Annotated in this window: 17 protein-coding genes; 12 read left to right on the plus strand and 5 right to left on the minus strand. The window is 67.0% G+C overall.

Annotation, left to right across the window (positions count from 1 at the left end):
• Nucleotides 1-101: 101 nt before the first annotated feature.
• Nucleotides 102-4,283, minus strand: a complete 4,182-nt coding sequence (rpoB, locus tag D4766_RS05825) for a DNA-directed RNA polymerase subunit beta (RefSeq protein WP_120716600.1) — start codon at nucleotides 4,281-4,283, stop codon at nucleotides 102-104.
• A 427-nt stretch (nucleotides 4,284-4,710) separates the two neighbouring features.
• Here rpoB and D4766_RS14105 point away from each other — a divergent pair, with 427 nt between their 5' ends.
• From D4766_RS14105 to rplL, 6 genes are all read left to right on the plus strand, one after another.
• The gene (locus D4766_RS14105; RefSeq protein ID WP_267896446.1) at nucleotides 4,711-4,839 is read left to right on the plus strand and encodes a hypothetical protein; all 129 of its coding nucleotides are present in this window, start codon (nucleotides 4,711-4,713) and stop codon (nucleotides 4,837-4,839) included.
• Between the two features lie 22 nt (nucleotides 4,840-4,861).
• Nucleotides 4,862-5,407 carry a DUF2975 domain-containing protein gene (locus tag D4766_RS05830; protein ID WP_120716601.1) on the plus strand — a complete coding sequence of 182 codons (546 nt, stop codon included), beginning with the start codon at nucleotides 4,862-4,864 and terminating at the stop codon, nucleotides 5,405-5,407.
• On the plus strand, nucleotides 5,407-5,628 hold the full coding sequence (locus D4766_RS05835; RefSeq protein WP_120716602.1) for a helix-turn-helix domain-containing protein: 222 nt from the start codon (nucleotides 5,407-5,409) through the stop codon (nucleotides 5,626-5,628). Before D4766_RS05830 ends, D4766_RS05835 begins: the two co-directional genes overlap by 1 nt.
• A gap of 93 nt (nucleotides 5,629-5,721) precedes the next feature.
• A complete protein-coding gene (locus D4766_RS05840) occupies nucleotides 5,722-6,072 on the plus strand; it encodes a hypothetical protein (RefSeq protein ID WP_120716603.1) in 351 nt (116 codons plus the stop codon).
• A 313-nt stretch (nucleotides 6,073-6,385) separates the two neighbouring features.
• Nucleotides 6,386-6,910, plus strand: coding sequence for a 50S ribosomal protein L10 (rplJ, locus tag D4766_RS05845; RefSeq protein ID WP_120716604.1), 525 nt, complete (start codon nucleotides 6,386-6,388; stop codon nucleotides 6,908-6,910).
• 71 nt (nucleotides 6,911-6,981) lie between these two features.
• A complete protein-coding gene (gene rplL / locus D4766_RS05850) occupies nucleotides 6,982-7,359 on the plus strand; it encodes a 50S ribosomal protein L7/L12 (protein ID WP_120716605.1) in 378 nt (125 codons plus the stop codon).
• Here rplL and D4766_RS13765 read toward each other — a convergent pair.
• Complete coding sequence (locus D4766_RS13765; RefSeq protein WP_162935679.1) at nucleotides 7,352-7,510, minus strand: hypothetical protein; 159 nt, start codon at nucleotides 7,508-7,510, stop codon at nucleotides 7,352-7,354. The two genes, rplL and D4766_RS13765, sit on opposite strands and share 8 nt — an antisense overlap.
• A 217-nt stretch (nucleotides 7,511-7,727) precedes the next feature.
• On the opposite strand from D4766_RS13765, the gene D4766_RS05855 reads away from it, so the two are divergent.
• The 3 genes from D4766_RS05855 (at nucleotide 7,728) to D4766_RS05865 (ending at nucleotide 9,682) form a co-directional block, all read left to right on the plus strand.
• The gene (locus D4766_RS05855) at nucleotides 7,728-8,609 is read left to right on the plus strand and encodes an OmpA family protein (RefSeq protein ID WP_120716606.1); all 882 of its coding nucleotides are present in this window, start codon (nucleotides 7,728-7,730) and stop codon (nucleotides 8,607-8,609) included.
• 102 nt (nucleotides 8,610-8,711) lie between these two features.
• Entirely contained in the window at nucleotides 8,712-9,014 is a 303-nt protein-coding gene (locus D4766_RS05860; RefSeq protein WP_120716607.1) for a hypothetical protein, read from the plus strand.
• A complete protein-coding gene (locus D4766_RS05865; protein ID WP_120716608.1) occupies nucleotides 9,011-9,682 on the plus strand; it encodes a hypothetical protein in 672 nt (223 codons plus the stop codon). The genes D4766_RS05860 and D4766_RS05865 overlap by 4 nt, the downstream gene beginning before the upstream one ends.
• On the opposite strand, the gene D4766_RS05870 is transcribed toward D4766_RS05865, so the two are convergent.
• Genes D4766_RS05870 through D4766_RS05880 form a run of 3 tightly spaced genes read right to left on the minus strand, consistent with a single transcriptional unit; the run spans nucleotide 9,679 to nucleotide 13,407 of the window.
• Nucleotides 9,679-10,998, minus strand: a complete 1,320-nt coding sequence (locus tag D4766_RS05870; protein WP_234024908.1) for a cation:proton antiporter — start codon at nucleotides 10,996-10,998, stop codon at nucleotides 9,679-9,681. The two genes, D4766_RS05865 and D4766_RS05870, sit on opposite strands and share 4 nt — an antisense overlap.
• A gap of 46 nt (nucleotides 10,999-11,044) precedes the next feature.
• Complete coding sequence (locus D4766_RS05875; protein WP_120716609.1) at nucleotides 11,045-12,835, minus strand: cation:proton antiporter domain-containing protein; 1,791 nt, start codon at nucleotides 12,833-12,835, stop codon at nucleotides 11,045-11,047.
• A 32-nt stretch (nucleotides 12,836-12,867) separates the two neighbouring features.
• Complete coding sequence (locus D4766_RS05880; protein ID WP_120716610.1) at nucleotides 12,868-13,407, minus strand: acyloxyacyl hydrolase; 540 nt, start codon at nucleotides 13,405-13,407, stop codon at nucleotides 12,868-12,870.
• 108 nt (nucleotides 13,408-13,515) lie between these two features.
• Between D4766_RS05880 and D4766_RS05885 the strand changes: the two genes are divergently transcribed.
• From D4766_RS05885 to groL, 3 genes are all read left to right on the plus strand, one after another.
• Nucleotides 13,516-14,928 (plus strand): MATE family efflux transporter, encoded by a 1,413-nt coding sequence (locus D4766_RS05885; RefSeq protein WP_120716611.1) that lies wholly within the window; start codon nucleotides 13,516-13,518, stop codon nucleotides 14,926-14,928.
• 121 nt (nucleotides 14,929-15,049) lie between these two features.
• Nucleotides 15,050-15,337 carry a co-chaperone GroES gene (locus tag D4766_RS05890; RefSeq protein WP_120716612.1) on the plus strand — a complete coding sequence of 96 codons (288 nt, stop codon included), beginning with the start codon at nucleotides 15,050-15,052 and terminating at the stop codon, nucleotides 15,335-15,337.
• Nucleotides 15,338-15,451: 114 nt separating this feature from the next.
• A complete protein-coding gene (gene groL / locus D4766_RS05895; protein ID WP_120716613.1) occupies nucleotides 15,452-17,089 on the plus strand; it encodes a chaperonin GroEL in 1,638 nt (545 codons plus the stop codon).
• The last annotated feature ends 57 nt before the right edge of the window (nucleotides 17,090-17,146 follow it).

A 17,146-nucleotide genomic window follows, 5' to 3' on the forward strand; every position in this document is an offset into this window, starting at 1 on the left:
TCCTCTTCAGGGGAGGGGTTGGGGTGGGGAATGTCATTCGGGCGGGGCGCTTACAGGCCCCACCCCCGGCCCCTCCCCTGAAGGGGAGGGGTGAGAGCAAGTTACTCCGCCGCGATGGCCAGTCCGTCGGCATCGTCGTCGTCCTCGCCGAGCGAGGAGAGTTCGACGTTGAGGCCGAGGCTGCGCATTTCCTTCACGAGCACGTTGAAGCTCTCCGGGATGCCGGCCTCGAAGGTGTCGTCGCCCTTGACGATCGCTTCGTAGACCTTCTGCCGGCCGACCACGTCGTCCGACTTCACGGTGAGCATTTCCTGCAGCGTGTAGGCGGCGCCGTAGGCCTGGAGCGCCCAGACCTCCATTTCGCCGAAGCGCTGGCCGCCGAACTGCGCCTTGCCGCCCAGCGGCTGCTGGGTGACGAGGCTGTAGGGCCCGATCGAACGCGCGTGGATCTTGTCGTCGACGAGGTGGTGAAGCTTCAGCATGTAGATGTAGCCCACGGTCACCTGCCGGTCGAACGCGTCGCCGGTGCGGCCGTCGAACAGGGTCACCTGTCCGCTGGTCGGCAGGCCCGCCTTCTCCAGCATCGCCGAAACGTCCGCCTCGCGCGCGCCGTCGAACACCGGGGTACCGAACGGAACGCCGTCCTTCAGCGTGCCGGCCATCTCGACGATGTCTTCGGCCGAACGGCTTTCGATATCGTCGTGGTACTGCTCGCCGTAGACCTCCTTCAGCTTCTCCACGACCGCCGTCGGGGCCGCGGCCGCCTTGGGATCGGGATTGGCCTCGCGCCATTCCTCGAGCGCCGCGGTGACCTGCTGGCCGAGGCCGCGGGCCGCGAGGCCGAGGTGCGTTTCGAAGATCTGCCCGACGTTCATGCGGCTCGGCACGCCCAGCGGGTTGAGCACGATGTCGACCGGGGTGCCGTCTTCCATGAACGGCATGTCCTCGGCCGGCAGGATGCGCGAAATGACACCCTTGTTGCCGTGGCGGCCGGCCATCTTGTCGCCCGGCTGCAGCTTGCGCTTCACCGCGACGAAGACCTTGACCATCTTGAGCACGCCGGGGGCGAGCTCGTCGCCACGTTCGAGCTTTTCCTTACGGTCCTCGAACTTGTCGTCGATGACCTTCACGGCCTCGTCGTACTGGCCCTTGATCGCCTCGATCTGCTGCTGGCGGCCGTCGTCCGCGACCGCGAACTTGAACCACTCGTGCCGCTCGACGCCCTCGATGAGGTCGTCGGTGATCGTCTCGCCCTTCTTGATGCCCTTCGGCGCGGCCGAAGCGACCTGGCCGACGAGCATGTCCTTGAGGCGGTTGTAGGTCGCGCGGTTGAGAATCGCCCGCTCGTCCTGGCTGTCCTTGCGGAGCTGTTCGATCTCCTGGTTCTGGATCGCACGGGTACGGTCGTCGATCTCGATACCGTGACGGTTGAACACGCGCACGTCCACGATCGTGCCGGCCACGCCCGGGGGCAGGCGGAGCGAGGTGTCGCGCACGTCGCTCGCCTTCTCGCCGAAGATCGCGCGGAGGAGCTTTTCCTCCGGCGTCATCGGGCTTTCGCCCTTCGGCGTGATCTTGCCGCACAGGATGTCGCCCGGGTGCACTTCGGCACCGATGTAGACGATGCCCGCCTCGTCGAGGTTGCGCAGGGCCTCCTCGCCGACGTTGGGGATGTCGCGGGTGATGTCCTCGGGCCCGAGCTTGGTGTCGCGCGCCATGACCTCGAATTCCTCGATGTGGATCGAGGTAAACACGTCGTCCTTCACGATGCGTTCGGAAATCAGGATCGAGTCCTCGTAGTTGTAGCCGTTCCACGGCATGAACGCGACGAGGCTGTTGCGGCCCAATGCAAGCTCGCCGTATTCGGTCGAGGGGCCGTCGGCGATGATGTCGCCGGCTTCCACCGTCTCGCCCACCTTCACCAGCGGACGCTGGTTGATGCAGGTCGACTGGTTGGACCGCTCGAACTTCTGCAGGCGATAGATGTCGACGCCCGACTGGCCGGGTTCGACGTCGCCCACCGCGCGGATGACGATGCGGGTCGCGTCGACCTGGTCGACCACGCCGCCACGGCTGGCGGTGATCGCCGCGCCGCTGTCACGCGCCACGGTTTCTTCCATGCCGGTGCCGACGAAGGGCGCTTCGGCCTTAACCAGCGGCACGGCCTGGCGCTGCATGTTCGATCCCATCAACGCGCGGTTGGCGTCGTCGTTCTCGAGGAACGGGATCAGCGAGGCGGCTACGGACACCAGCTGCTTGGGGCTGACGTCCATCAGCGTGACCTGTTCGTTCGGCGCCATCACGAACTCGCCGTTCTGGCGGGCCGAGACGAGCTCTTCGGTGAACTTGCCGCCGTCATCGGTCGCGGCCGAGGCCTGCGCGACGGTGTGCTTCTGCTCCTCCATCGCCGACAGGTAGCTGACGTTGCCCGAGACGACGCCGTCCTTCACCGCGCGGTACGGCGTCTCGATGAAGCCGTACTTGTTGACGCGGGCGAAGGTCGACAGCGAGTTGATAAGGCCGATGTTCGGGCCTTCGGGCGTCTCGATCGGGCAGATGCGGCCGTAGTGCGTGGGGTGAACGTCGCGGACTTCGAAGCCGGCGCGCTCACGCGTCAGACCGCCCGGCCCGAGGGCCGAGACGCGGCGCTTGTGCGTCACTTCGGACAGCGGGTTGGTCTGGTCCATGAACTGCGACAGCTGGCTGGAACCGAAGAACTCGCGCACCGCGGCGACGGCGGGCTTCGCGTTGATGAGGTCGTTCGGCATCACGGTGCTGACGTCGACCGAGCTCATGCGCTCCTTCACCGCGCGTTCCATGCGCAGCAGGCCGACGCGGTACTGGTTCTCCAGCAGCTCGCCCACCGAACGGACGCGGCGGTTGCCGAGGTTGTCGATGTCGTCGACTTCGCCCTTGCCGTCCTTGAGGTCGACCAGTTCCTTGACCACTGCGAGGATGTCTTCCTTGCGCAGCGTGGTCACGGTGTCCTCGGCGTCGAGGCCGAGACGCATGTTGAGCTTCACGCGGCCCACGGCCGACAGGTCATAGCGCTCGCCGTCGAAGAACAGGCCTTCGAACAGGGCTTCGGCGGTTTCCTTGGTCGGCGGTTCGCCGGGGCGCATGACCTTGTAGATCGCCTCCAGGCCCTCGTCGCGGTTCTCGGCCTTGTCGACCTTGAGCGTGTTGCGCATCCACGGGCCGGTGTTGACGTCGTCGATGTCGAGCAGTTCGATCCGGTCGATGCCCGCGCGGTCGAGCGCGTCGAGGTTCTCGGGCCCCACTTCGTCGCCCGCCTCGATCCAGATGCGACCGGTCTTCTCGTCGATCATGTCCTTCGCGGCGAAGTGACCGAAGATTTCCTCGGTCGGGATCAGCAGTTCGGCAAGGCCGTCCTTGGCCGCCTTGTTCGCGGCGCGCGGGGAAATCTTCTGGCCGGCGGGGAACACTTCCTCGCCGGTCTTGGCATCGACGAGCGCGAACGCGGGCTTCTGGCCGCGCCATGCCTCGGCGGTGAACGGGATCTTCCAGCCGTCCTTGGCGCGCTGCCAGGCGACGGTTTCGTAGAAGTGCGCGAGGATGTCCTCGCTGTCGAGGCCGAGCGCGAACAGCAGCGCGGTGACCGGCAGCTTGCGCTTGCGGTCGATGCGGACGTTGACGATGTCCTTGGCGTCGAACTCGAAGTCGAGCCACGAGCCGCGGTAGGGGATCACGCGGGCGGCGAACAGCAGCTTGCCCGAGCTGTGGGTCTTGCCGCGGTCGTGGTCGAACAGCACACCCGGCGAACGGTGCATCTGCGACACGATCACGCGCTCGGTACCGTTGATGATGAAGGTGCCGTTGTGCGTCATGAGCGGCATGTCGCCCATGTAGACGTCCTGCTCCTTGATATCGAGGACGCTGCGGGTCTCGGTTTCCTGGTCCACCTCGAACACGATGAGGCGCAGGGTGACCTTCATCGGCGCGGCATAGGTGATGCCCCGCTGGCGGCATTCGGTCGTGTCGTACTTCGGCGGCTCGAGCTCGTAGTGGACGAAGTCGAGTTCGGCGGTGCCGGCGAAATCGCGGATCGGGAACACGCTGCGCAGGGTCTTCTCGAGGCCCGAGACGTAGCCGGTGCTCTTGTCCGAGCGCAGGAACTGCTCGTAGCTCTCGCGCTGGACCTCGATCAGGTTCGGCATCTCCACCACTTCGTGGATGTCGCCGAAGATGCGGCGGATGCGCTTCTTCGCGGTGCCGGTCTGCTTGCCGCGGCTCGTCGCCGGTGCCTTTGCCTTGGTCGCCATGGAGGGGTGTTGCCTCTGTCGTTGTGCCGCGCGAATGGCGGCGAAAGTCGTTGTCTCGTGCGCGGGCGAGAAATCGCAAGACGCCAAACGCCCGCAGCGAATCGCAGGCCCGGTGGGCCGCCGCTGCAGGCTTCGTACGTCGCGATTATGGAAACGCCGCTTCCATCCTGGGTCCGTCGCCGCGCATCGACGGACCGTGCTCGAAGCGTGCGGTCGGACCTGCATATAGGTTTTGCGCCGGAGCGAGTCAAATCCCACCGCCATCACGGGGAGTGAAGATCCGCTCCGTAGTGCGCTGCCTGCGGCCAACGAACCCGCAGAGTTTCGCTTTTCGATAAGAAGGTTATCGAAAATCGATGTTTATCGATTGACAATAAGCCCGAATCTGTTTATCGAATATCAACATCAGCCTTATCGGAGAACGACAATGACCCGCACTTCCTCGAACCTCTTCGCCGCGATGGCCGCCATCGTCCTGACGATTGTCACCTTCCAGCAGACGATCGCCGTTCCCGCCCCCGTCTCGACGACGGCATCCGCACCGGTTCTTGCCTGATCGCAGCTTCAAGGAGGCTTTCATGACCCTGACCCCCAAGGATCCGCTGTTGTTGGCGGCGCGCGCCCTCATCCTCTTCTTCATCGCGGCCTTCGGCCTCGGCGTTGCCGGTCTCGCTATCGGAGTGCCGGCATTCCTGCTCTATCGGGACCCGATCCTTGCCGCGATGACGGAGGATAACGTCACGGTCGTGGACGCGAACTTCATCCCCACCATGGCGCTCGTCATGGTTTTGGCTGCCGCATTGCTCGGCATCGCGATCTGGTTCCTCGTCCTCTTGCGGCGGATCGTGGATACGGTAGGCATCGGCGATCCGTTCATTTCGGACAACGCAGACCGGTTGCGCACGATGGGTTGGCTCGCCTTGGCAGGACAGGTCGTCGCGATCCCGCTCGGGGTGGTCGGCTTCTGGCTGGCCGGAATGGTCCGCGACAACGACAGTGTTCGCTTGACCGGCGACTTCAACATCTCGGGTGCCGGCGTCGTCCTGGTTCTCGTCCTCTTCATCCTCGCCCGCGTGTTCCGTCAGGGCGCCGCGATGCGCAAAGACCTGGAAGGAACCGTGTGATGCCGGCAGAAGAAGGAACAAACATCATGGTCAGTCTGGACGACCTGCTGCACGACCGACGGATGACGCTGACCGAGCTGGCCGAGCGCGTCGGCCTTACCCTCGCCAACCTGTCCATCCTCAAGACCGGCAAGGCCAAGGCGATCCGCTTCTCCACGCTCGAGGCGATCTGCCGCGAACTCGAATGCCAGCCCGGTGATCTGCTCTCCTATCGCCCCTAAATCCCCCGGCCCCGCCCCGACCGCAATGGCGGACCGGGGCGGGAACCGATGGCAAATGTGGCGATTGTAAGGCGGATTAACCGGAGTACGATCATGAGGAAGATTGCTCTTATCGCCGCCCTGCCCATCGCCCTCGGCCTTGCCGCCTGTGGCGACAACACCGCCGACACCGCCGCCACCGAAGGCGACATGACCGCCGCGCAGGCGACCGACGATGCGATGGCCGCCGACACCAGCGCGGTCGCACCGACCGACGGCACCGTCCCCGCCGCGACCGGCACCGACGGCCTGACCACCGCCCAGCAGGCCGAAGTCGCCGACGAGACCGCCGAAAGCCTCGAGGAGCAGGCCGACCGTGTCGAGGACGCCGGCAACGAAGCCGAAGCCAACCGTCTCGAAGCGCAGGCCAAGCAGCTTCAGAACGAGCGCGACGCCAAGCGTTGATCCGGAGCGCGCCCCGCGAAGGTTGACTTCGCACCGTGATCCTCTAGAGGCCCGCCCGTCCGGCGGGCCTCTTTCATTGGGGGACCGCGGGGCGTCCGTCCGAGACAGCTGGTGCCGCGGGTTTTGCCGCGTCTTAATCTCCAGCCTAGACGGGGAAACGAGATTTCCGGCCCCGACCACCCCGTCGCGGCCTTCCACGGTGTTCGCACCGCTCCTTCCCCATCGATGGACTCGCCCGGCCGTGCGCTTGCGCGCGGCTGGTCATGTGAGCCGGTCGCAGGCCTGCCTGCGGCCACAAGTGAAGGAGCAAGGCATGGATCGTTCGCAGAAAGCCGATTCGGTCGCCGAGCTGAGCAAGGTCTTCAACGAGGTCGGCGTGGTGGTTGTCACCCGCAACCTCGGCATGTCGGTGGGTCAGTCCACCGACCTGCGCACGAAGATGCGCGACGCCGGTGCGACCTACAAGGTGGCGAAGAACCGTCTGGCCAAGCTGGCAATCAACGACACCGCCTATGCGGGCATCGGTGAATACCTCACCGGTCCCACGGGCCTCGCCTGGTCGACCGACCCGGTGGCGGCGGCCAAGGCCGCGGTGGATTTCGCCAAGACGAACGACAAGCTCGAGATCGTCGGCGGATCGATGGGTAGCCAGGTGCTCGACGCGGACGGGATCAAGGCGCTCGCCTCGATGCCGAGCCTCGACGAGCTGCGCGCCAAGCTGATCGGCCTCGTCAACGCGCCGGCGACCAAGGTCGTCCAGCTCGTCAACGCGCCCGCCAGCAAGCTCGCCCGCGTATTCGGGGCCTATGCGGCCACCGGAGAAGCGGACGCAGCCTAAGCGGTTCTTGTCCGAAGCAACAATTCTCGGGGCAACTTTCCCGCCCCGGCCCAATTTTGGAGTGAAACATCATGGCCGATATCGCCAAGCTGGTTGAAGACCTTTCGAAGCTGACCGTCCTGGAAGCCGCCGAGCTCGCCAAGGCGCTGGAAGAAGAGTGGGGCGTGAGCGCCGCCGCTGCTGTGGCCGTTGCCGCGCCCGCCGGTGGCGGTGACGCCGGCCCGGCTGCCGAAGAGCAGACCGAGTTCGACGTGATCCTCACCGGCGACGGTGGCAAGAAGATCCAGGTCATCAAGGAAGTCCGCGCCATCACCGGCCTGGGCCTGACCGAAGCCAAGGCGCTCGTCGAAGGCGCGCCCAAGGCCGTCAAGGAAGGCGTCGCCAAGGCGGAAGCCGAAGAGATCAAGAAGAAGATCGAGGAAGCCGGCGGCACCGTCGAGCTCAAGTAAGCCGCTCGGCGGGGCGGGCTGGCGCAGCCAGACCGCCACCCGCCGAAGGCCGGCCGGCGTGGGCCTCGCCCACGTTCGACGTCACGGCTCCGCCGGGACGCCGCAGGCCGAACACCTCGTCTCCTTCGAGACACGCGAAGGGCGGTCCCATCCGGGGCCGCCCTTTTCGTTTGTCCGCTCGGCTCGTCGCGGGAGTCCGCCGGTTTGGCCGTGTTGCGACCGCCCCGTTAATCCGGGCGCAAGGCTGCGGCCAACATCCGCCCGTCCAGTCCGGCCAGGGGGGGACGGACGGCAATCGGGGGCCAGTATTCGCCATGCGCGCGAGGGAGTTCGTCCCCGGGCGCCGGGTGCCGAGAAGGAAGACACGCATGAACCCCACCCCCCGCACCGCCGCGCTGTCGGCGGCCGCAGCCCTAGCGGCACTGGCGGCGCCCGCCGGGCTTTCCGCGCAGGACCGGACCCTTCCCGAAGGCGAGGTGATGACCACCGTCACCGGCAACCTGCCGGCCGACCTTGCCGGCCTGCCCGACGGCCCGGAGATCGACGGCTTCATCTCCGCCCGGTCCGGCGACCGCATCCGGGTGACCGGCGAAGACGGCACGACGACGATCGTCGGCATCAGCGAAGCGACCGAAGTGAAGAGCAGCGGCGGCTTCCTCGGTTTGAGCCGCAAGACGCTGGGCCGCGACGCGCTCCTCAACGGGATCCCGGTCAGCGTGAAGACCGCGCAGTGGGGTTCGGGCCTCGTCGCGAGCCGGGTCACCTTCAAGGCGGGCGACTACAAGACCGCCGCGATGATCAGCCGGGGCACCGCGCAGGGCTTCGCCGAACAGACCGCCGCCACCCAGGCGCTGCGCAGCCGCGTGGCCGACATCGACAACTACAACGTCAAGGGCACGACGAACGTGTTCTTCGACACTGGTAAGGCCAACCTGACGGGCGAGGCGCAGGCCAGCCTGTGCCAGGCGGCAAGCCAGGCGCAGAACATGGACAACGCGCTGTTGCTGGTGATCGGCTACACCGATTCCACTGGCGGGTACGAGATCAACCAGGACCTCAGCGAGAAGCGTGCCGCGCGGGTGGTGAACTACCTCCAGCAGCAGTGCGGCTGGAAGCCGTACCGCATGCTGACGCCCACCGGCATGGCCGAGGCCGACCCGCTGGCCGACAACACGACCGACGCGGGCAAGGCGCAGAACCGCCGCGTGGCGGTCAACATCCTCGTCAGCAAGGCGGTCGACGGGATGTAAGTTTCTACGCCTCTCGACAACGGAGGAGGGCGGCCCGCAGGGTCGCCCTTTTTCGTTGAAAAGACAGCGGAACCCGCTCGCTAGCCCGGCGTTGGGTGCGGCATGGGGCCGCTCGTCTTTCTGATTGCACAGGCGAGCGCGGCGCACGCCGCTGCCGCCAGCCCTCCCGACATCGAAATCCGCGCTGAGGCGACCGTCCGCTCGCTCGAGGTGCGTTCGCGAGGCAGCGCCAGCCTGACGCTCACTGCCGAGCCGGGTGAAGCGCCGCCGGTGGAGGTCGAGCGCTCGGCCCCCGCGGGCCCATCCAGCTACCGCAACCTCACCATCCGGGTCCGGGGTATCGCGCGCCTCGCCGCGCCCCGGCCCATCGCCGCCATCGACACGACAACAGGGGAAACCGAATGAAAAGAGCACTTCTCGCCGCCGCGGCGATCGCCGCTGTCACGGCCGCGCCGGCCATGGCGCAGAACCGCAACGCGCCGGCGAACCAGGCCAACAGCCCGGCGGTCGCCTATCTCTCCAGCGTGCCGGCCGACCAGCAGCCCGACGTGGTGCTCGACGTGCCCAACCTCTCGGTCGACGAGATCACGCTCAAGGTGGACAACCTCCAGGTCCGCGTGGCGCTTGACGCGCAGCTCGCCAGCCTCCTCAAGCTGTCCGCCGGGGCCGACGCCTCGATCGACCAGGTCGAGCTCAGCATCAAGGGCGTGAAGGCGCAGGCCGCGCTGATCGTGCGGCTCGACAACGTGCGCGCGATCATCGAACGCACGCTCCAGACGCTCGACAACAATCCGCAGATCGTCGAGCAGCTGACCGGCACCGTCGACAACGCGGTCGGCGTGACCGGCGGGGTGGTGAACAACACCGTCTCCACCGTCGGCGACCTCACGCGCGGCGTGCTGTCGAGCGGCCGCGTTCTCGACCTCGCCAGCAGCGGACTCTCGGTGGTGTCCTCAACCGTCAATTCGGCCGGCGACACCGTGCGCCGCCTGCGCGGCAGCGACGGCGGCCTCTACGATGTCGTCACCGACACCGCCGGCAAGATCCTGCGTTCGACCCGCGTCGGGGGCTAGGCCGCCCCGCCGCCCCGGCGGGCCACCCATGCCTTGTGAGAGCGCGCGCTCAGCTTGTCGAACGCGGCCGTCACGGTGACCCCGTGCATTACGACCGAGGCCGCGATGATGAGACCCAAGGTCCCCCAGAGGCTGTATTCGGATTCGAACGATCCGTGGTTGAACCCGTAGCTGAGGTAATAGACCGACCCCAGCCCGCGGATGCCGAAGAACGCGATGACGCCGCGTTCGAAGGGGGGGCGCTTCACGCCGATGAGGCTCAGCCAACCGGCCACGGGCCGGATGATCAGCAGCATCACTGCGGCGAACAGCGCCTCCTCCCAACCGATGTCGGCGAGCAGGCCGCCCGCGATCATCCCGCCGAACATCAACAGCAGGAACATCATCAGCAAGCGCTCGGCCTCGTCGGCGAAGTCATGCAGGCGCCGGTTGAATTCGTTGCCTTGCGCCGCCTGTCGGATCATCAGACCGGCCACGAACACCGATAGGAAGCCATACCCGCCCGCGAACTCGGTCGCGGTGTAGGTGACCAGCGTCACGCCCAGTGCGATGAAGCCGTCGCCCGTGCGCGAAAGCCGGGTATCCGAAGGCAGACTGTAGGTCATCTTGCCGACCAGCCATCCGATCGCGACGCCCATCGCCAGGCCCGCCGCCAGCTTCCAGACGACGTCCTTGAGGAGCCATTCCCCGGCGACCTCGGCCGTCAGGCTGCCCGCGGCCGCGATCGCGATCGCCAGGTGAATGAAGGGGAACGCCAGCGCGTCGTTCAGTCCGGCCTCGCTCGTCAGTGCGAACTTCGCTTCGGCTTCGCTTTCATCTTCGTCGTGCTCGATCTGGACGTCGCCCGCCAGCACGGGATCGGTGGGCGCCAGCGCGGCGCCGAGCAGCAACGCGGTGGCCAGTCCCAACCCGAGAAGGACCGAGCCGAGGATCATCACCATCGCGATCGTCAACGGCATGGCGAGCCCGAGCAGGCGCCAGGTCACGTTCCAACTATGCCAACCGCACTTCCGGCCGAGCTTCAACCCGGCACCCATCAACGAGACGATGACGATCAGTTCCGCCGATCGTTCGACGAGAACCGGCGCATTGTCGGGATGCGGGGCCCAGACGGCGAAGGGGGTGACGGAAAACACCCCGACGCCGATCAGCACGCAGACGATCGGCAACGACAACGCAACGCGGTGCAACGCGATGGGGAGCCAGGCGACCAGCAGGATTAGGGCTCCCAGCCCGAAGAGGATCTCGAAATACCAGGCACCGATGCGCGGGGCCTGCGCTGCGATGGTCGCCGCCTCGGACAGCACTTGCAGCACGAATTGTCCTCCGATCCTCGGGGGCTTCGAACGGCCCCGACCGCATTCAGACGGTTGGGTCGGCGTTTGCGTTCCCGGCGACAGGCCGCGAACCGCCTTCGACCTGGCGAATGATCATGTCCTGCGCGGCGCGATAGTCGCCCGCTTCGAACTGGACATCGAGGCGCCTGCGGTCCGTCTTGCGGTAAGCGTCCTCGGCGGCGTCGATGTCCTGCCGGGAATCCCCCAGCGCGGCGAGCGCGGCACGCCCCATCGCGACCGCAGATTCCATCACCTCGCGCACCACATAGTCGTGCGGTGCGTCGCGCAGGTCGATGAGGGTGCGACGGTCGAAGGCGCGCACGAAGATTTTCGGTTGCGGAAAGGCATCGCGCACCGCCTGCAGGAACGCCCGGTCGAGCTGGGTCCCATCCATGCAGAAACAGATCGCATCGGCATCCCCGGCCCCCGCCTGGCGCAGCAGGTCGATCCGCGTGCCGTCTCCGAAATAGACCTTGCTGCCGAACTCGCCGGCGACATCGATCATGTCGGTGTCCTTGTCGATCAGGGTCACCGCGATGTCGTTGGTGATCATCATCTGCGCGACCGTCTGGCCGAACCGGCCGTATCCGACCACCAGCGCAGCCGCGCCGTCGCCGCGCGGGCCCTCGCGGTCCTCGCGCGATGCCGGCTCCCGGCGCAGCGGTCCGGTCAGCATCATCAGAAACGGCGTTGTCGCCATCGACAGGGTGACGACCGCGCCGAACAGGCTGGCGGCCTCCGGGTCGATCAGGAAGCCCGATTGCGCCTGTGCGAACATCACGAAGCCGAATTCGCCGCCCTGGCTCAGCAAGAGGCCGAGCGCCAACGCCGCGCGCCAGCCCATCTTCATCATCATGCCGAGCCCGAAGATGACCGCCGTCTTGGTCGCGATGAGGCCCACCGCCATGGCCAGCACGAACAGCGGCCGCTCCGCGATCGCGCCGAGGTCGAGCATCATGCCGACAGCTAGGAAGAACAGTCCGAGCAGGATCGAACGGAACGGTTCGACGTCGGTTTCCAGCTCGTGGCGAAAAGGCGTGTCGGCCAGCATCACGCCCGCGATGAAGGCACCGAGCGCGGTCGACAGACCCAGCAACTCCATCGTCGCGGCGCTGGCGACGACGGTGAACAGCGCCGCGACGATGAACATCTCGCGCTCGCCGAAGCGGCCTATGAGGCGGAACAGCGGGCGGATGAGGAACCGCCCCGCCAGCAGGAGGCCGAAGATCGCCCCGACGGTGATCAGCGCCAGCTGCCACCCCGGCGGCCCGCCCTGTTCGGCAGGGTTGCGGCTCAATGCGGCGACCACCGTGATCATCGGGATGATCGACAGGTCCTGGAACAGGAGAACCGAGAACGCCCGCTCGCCGAAGGGGGTGCGCAGCCGGCCCGAGGATTGCAGCATCGGCAGCACCTGCGCGGTCGACGACAATGCGAGTGGCAGCCCCAACGCGATCGATGCCTGCCAGCTGAACCCGGTGAACGCCCCGATCGCCGCCGTCAGCGCCGCGCCGCACAGCAGCACCTGCGCAAGGCCGAGGCCGAAGATCTCCTTCTTCAGCCGCAGCAGCCGCGCGGGCGCGAGTTCGAGGCCGACGACGAACAGCAGCAGCACGATGCCGAGTTCGGCGATGGCGATCTTGCCCTCGGCCTCGCCCGTCAGGCCGAGCACCTGCGGCCCGATCACCGCGCCGGCGACGAGGTAGCCCAGCGTCGCGCCCAGCCCCAGCCGGCGGAACAGAAGCACGAAGCCCAGCGCGAAGCCGAGCATGATCACGGCATCGCGCAGGAAATGGGTGGCGGCCTCGTGCTCCATGAAAGCGCCCTCTAGGCGCTATCGAGGCGGCGTCAAATCTTGAGGTTCGCGCGCAGGCCGATCATGTCGATGCCGGGGTTCTGCTGGCTGTTGAACAGCCGCGCATTGGAGATGTGGACCCAGCTCGCCTCCACGCTGACACGCGGGGCGACCGCGATGCCCACCGCGATCTCCGGCTCGAACAGCACCCGGCTGCCGAGGTCGGTCCGCACGCCAGTGGCGGGATCGACCCGGAGGTTGGGCGCGTTGTGGACCACCAGACCGACGCCCGGCCGCACGTACACGCTGCCGAGGTCGAACTTGCGCCCCACGCCAACGCCCACGAAGTCGGTTCCGCCCTCGCGGCTGTTGACCGAACCGAAGACGTAAGGCTCGATCCGCGCGACCGGCAGGATCGGATCGAAGCGATAGCCGGCCTGGAGGTCCATCCCGCCTTCGCCCGAATCGAGCGTGAACGGCGTGTCGACCCCGTGCGCGTAGACGCCGCCGTAGATCTCGCCGGCATGGGCGGGCGCGGCGACGGCGAAGAGCGCGGCGGCACTGGCGGCGGCGGCGAGAAGTGTCCTGGTCATGGAACCGCCATAGGCTGTGGCATGCTTGCCGCAAGCTGAAGCGAAATGGGGTCGGTATCATCCCGGCCCTTCCGGCCCGCCCCGCCCGCGCCTATCCAGGCCGGCTTTATGCTGCAGGCAGCTGCCCCCACGCCCGCTTCGGGCTCCCGATCGGAATGGAAGCGCGAAATCCGCGCCACGCTCGGGCTCGCCTGGCCGCTGGCCGCGGCGAACCTGCTGCAGATGCTGGTCTGGGCGATCGACGTGATGTTCATCGCCCGGCTCGGCACGCTGCCTCTCGCGGCGGCAAGCCTGAGCTTCGCGCTGTTCGGCACGCTGATGTGGGCGCTGACCGGGCTCACCGGCATGGTCTCGGCCCTCATCGCCGCCGCGCTCGGCCGCGGCACCGGGATCGTTCGCGAGGTGCGCCGGGCGACGCGCATGGCGCTGTGGCTGGCGGTGCTGTCGGGCGGCCTGCTCGCCGCGGCGATGGCGCTGGGCGGCGAATGGTTCATGCAGCTGACCGGGCAGGACCCGCGGATCTCGGCGCTGGCGGGCGATTTCCTGATCGTGCTCGGCCCCGCGGCGATCCCGATGCTGATCTGCAACGTGCAGCGCAGCTATGCCTCCGCGCTCGGCCGCCCGGTCTTCGCGACCATTGTGGTCGGCGCGCAGGTCGCGCTGGCCGCGCTCGCCAACTATGCGCTGGTGTTCGGGCACTTGGGAATGCCCGCGATGGGCATGATGGGCTCGGCCATCGCCAGCAGCGTGACCGCATGGGCTGGCGTGCTCGCCTACGGGGCGCTCATCCGATGGGATCGCAACCTCGGGCGCTACCGCATCATGGGCCGGTTCTGGAATCCCGACTGGCAGTATTTCCGCCGGCTCGCCGTGCTCGGCGCGCCGGTCACGCTGACGATCGTGGCCGAAGGGGGGCTGTTCAACAGCGCGGCCTTCATGATCGGACATTTCGGCACCGACCAGCTCGCCGCCCACACGCTGGCGTTGCAGCTGGCCTCGTTCGCGTTCCAGGTACCCTTCGGGGTTTCGCAGGCCGCGACGATCCGGGTCGGCTACCACTATGGCGCAGGCGACCGGGCGGGCATCGCGCGCGCGGGATGGTCGGCGATCGCGGTGGGGACGGGGTTCATGATCTCGACCGCGTGCCTCATGATCCTCGCCCCCGCAGCGCTGCTGTCGCTCTACATCGATCCCGCCGCGCCGCGCTATGCCGCGACGGTGGCGTACGCTGTCGTGTACCTGCGGGTGGCGGCCGCGTTCCAGTTGTTCGACGGATTCCAGGCGGTGACGGCGGGCAGCTTGCGCGGCCTGCAGGATACCCGCGCGCCGATGCTGATCGCGCTGTTCAGCTTCTGGGTGCCGGGCCTCGCGGCGATGCTGCTTTTGGGGTTCGCCACGCCCCTGCAGGGCCTCGGCGTGTGGATCGGCCTGCTGGTGGCGCTGGTGTTCGTATCGGCGGGCCTCATGTGGCGCTGGCTGCGCCGCGAACGGCTTGCCCCGCTTGCCGTGCCGGCTGCCTGAAAAAACTTGGGCCCGGCCGCTTGACCCCCATTCGCGGGGCACTATCTGCGAGCGCGCTGGCACTCTCGACAAGGGAGTGCCAATAGCGTTCATCACTCAACCAACCCGAGAGGCAAGCACCATGGCATTTCGTCCGCTGCACGACCGCGTTCTCGTCCGCCGCATCGAGGCCGACACGAAGACCGCCGGCGGCATCATTATCCCCGACAGCGCCCAGGAAAAGCCGAGCGAAGGCGAGATCGTCTCCGTCGGCACCGGTGCCCGCAACGACCAGGGCCAGATCACCCCGCCCGACGTCAAGGCCGGCGACCGCGTCCTGTTCGGCAAGTGGAGCGGCACCGAAGTCAAGATCGACGGCGAGGACCTCCTCATCATGAAGGAGAGCGACATCATGGGCGTGATCGGCTGATCACTCCGTCATCCCAGCGAAAGCTGGGATCGCTGGCCGTAGGCGCCAGCACGCTTTCCCCTCAAACCAACCCGATCCCAGCTTTCGCTGGGATGACGAACTGGAGATAGAAACATGGCTGCCAAGGACGTAAAGTTCAGCCGCGACGCGCGCGAACGCATCATGAGCGGCGTCGACACCCTCGCCAACGCGGTGAAGGTGACCCTCGGTCCCAAGGGCCGCAACGTTGTGATCGACAAGAGCTTCGGCGCGCCGCGCATCACCAAGGACGGCGTCACCGTCGCCAAGGAGATCGAGCTCAAGGACAAGTTCGAGAACATGGGCGCGCAGATGCTGCGCGAAGTGGCCTCGAAGACCAACGACAACGCCGGTGACGGCACCACCACCGCCACCGTGCTCGCCCAGGCGATCGTGACCGAAGGCATGAAGTCGGTCGCCGCCGGCATGAACCCGATGGACCTGAAGCGCGGCATCGACCTCGCGGTCGAGAAGGTCACCGAGAACCTCAAGGGCCGTTCGAAGCCGGTTTCCGGTTCGCAGGAAATCGCCCAGGTCGGCATCATCTCGGCCAACGGCGACCGCGAAGTCGGCGAGAAGATCGCCGAGGCGATGGAAAAGGTCGGCAAGGAAGGCGTGATCACCGTCGAAGAGGCCAAGGGTCTCGAATTCGAGCTCGACGTCGTCGAAGGCATGCAGTTCGACCGCGGCTACCTCAGCCCCTACTTCATCACCAACCCCGACAAGATGACCGTCGAGCTGGATAACCCCTACATCCTGATCCACGAGAAGAAGCTGTCGTCGCTGCAGGCGATGCTGCCGATCCTCGAGGCGGTGGTGCAGTCGGGCCGTCCGCTGCTGATCATCGCCGAGGACATCGAGGGCGAGGCGCTCGCCACGCTCGTCGTCAACAAGCTGCGCGGCGGCCTCAAGGTCGCGGCGGTCAAGGCCCCCGGCTTCGGCGATCGCCGCAAGGCGATGCTGCAGGACATCGCGATCCTGACGCAGGGCGAGATGATTTCCGAAGACCTCGGCATCAAGCTCGAGAACGTCACCGTGGGCATGCTCGGCCAGGCCAAGCGCGTGTCGATCGACAAGGACAACACCACCATCGTCGATGGCGCCGGCTCGGCCGACGACATCAAGGCGCGCGTGGGCGAAATCCGCACCCAGATCGATGCGACCACCAGCGACTACGACCGCGAGAAGCTGCAGGAACGTCTGGCGAAGCTCGCCGGCGGTGTTGCCGTGATCAAGGTCGGCGGCGCTTCGGAAGTCGAGGTGAAGGAGCGCAAGGACCGCGTCGACGACGCCCTCCATGCGACCCGCGCCGCAGTGGAAGAAGGCATCGTCCCGGGCGGCGGCACCGCGCTGCTGTACTCGGCCAAGGCGCTCGAAGGTCTCGAAGGGGCCAACGACGACCAGACCCGCGGCATCGACATCGTGCGCCGTTCGCTCACCGCGCTGGTTCGCCAGATTGCCTCGAACGCCGGCCACGACGGCGCGGTCGTCTCGGGCAAGCTGATCGACGGTCAGGACGAGAACATGGGCTTCAACGCCGCGACCGACACCTACGAGAACCTGGTCCAGGCCGGCGTGATCGACCCGACCAAGGTCGTGCGCACCGCCCTCCAGAACGCGGCCTCGGTCGCCGGTCTCCTGATCACCACCGAAGCGGCGATCAGCGAGAAGCCGGAAGACAAGCCGGCCCCCGCGATGCCCGACATGGGCGGCATGGGCGGCATGGGCTTCTGATTTCGGACGCGGGGTAGCCGCACGGCTACCCCGGTCTCGAAATCGGAAGCGGCCGGC

The sequence above is a fragment of the Tsuneonella amylolytica genome (genome assembly GCF_003626915.1).
Taxonomy (GTDB): Bacteria; Pseudomonadota; Alphaproteobacteria; order Sphingomonadales; family Sphingomonadaceae; genus Tsuneonella; species Tsuneonella amylolytica.

Bases quoted from the DNA above. Each gene is read 5' to 3' on its own strand.
- D4766_RS05880 (WP_120716610.1), bottom strand. From the start codon at position 13,407: ATGACCAGGACACTTCTCGCCGCCGCCGCCAGTGCCGCCGCGCTCTTC.
- groL (WP_120716613.1), top strand. From the start codon at position 15,452: ATGGCTGCCAAGGACGTAAAGTTCAGCCGCGACGCGCGCGAACGCATC.
- rplJ (WP_120716604.1), top strand. From the start codon at position 6,386: ATGGATCGTTCGCAGAAAGCCGATTCGGTCGCCGAGCTGAGCAAGGTC.
- D4766_RS05840 (WP_120716603.1), top strand. From the start codon at position 5,722: ATGAGGAAGATTGCTCTTATCGCCGCCCTGCCCATCGCCCTCGGCCTT.
- D4766_RS05865 (WP_120716608.1), top strand. From the start codon at position 9,011: ATGAAAAGAGCACTTCTCGCCGCCGCGGCGATCGCCGCTGTCACGGCC.
- D4766_RS13765 (WP_162935679.1), bottom strand. From the start codon at position 7,510: ATGGGACCGCCCTTCGCGTGTCTCGAAGGAGACGAGGTGTTCGGCCTG.
- rplL (WP_120716605.1), top strand. From the start codon at position 6,982: ATGGCCGATATCGCCAAGCTGGTTGAAGACCTTTCGAAGCTGACCGTC.
- D4766_RS05860 (WP_120716607.1), top strand. From the start codon at position 8,712: ATGGGGCCGCTCGTCTTTCTGATTGCACAGGCGAGCGCGGCGCACGCC.
- D4766_RS05890 (WP_120716612.1), top strand. From the start codon at position 15,050: ATGGCATTTCGTCCGCTGCACGACCGCGTTCTCGTCCGCCGCATCGAG.
- D4766_RS05855 (WP_120716606.1), top strand. From the start codon at position 7,728: ATGAACCCCACCCCCCGCACCGCCGCGCTGTCGGCGGCCGCAGCCCTA.
- D4766_RS05830 (WP_120716601.1), top strand. From the start codon at position 4,862: ATGACCCTGACCCCCAAGGATCCGCTGTTGTTGGCGGCGCGCGCCCTC.
- D4766_RS14105 (WP_267896446.1), top strand. From the start codon at position 4,711: ATGACCCGCACTTCCTCGAACCTCTTCGCCGCGATGGCCGCCATCGTC.
- D4766_RS05885 (WP_120716611.1), top strand. From the start codon at position 13,516: ATGCTGCAGGCAGCTGCCCCCACGCCCGCTTCGGGCTCCCGATCGGAA.
- rpoB (WP_120716600.1), bottom strand. From the start codon at position 4,283: ATGGCGACCAAGGCAAAGGCACCGGCGACGAGCCGCGGCAAGCAGACC.
- D4766_RS05875 (WP_120716609.1), bottom strand. From the start codon at position 12,835: ATGGAGCACGAGGCCGCCACCCATTTCCTGCGCGATGCCGTGATCATG.
- D4766_RS05835 (WP_120716602.1), top strand. From the start codon at position 5,407: ATGCCGGCAGAAGAAGGAACAAACATCATGGTCAGTCTGGACGACCTG.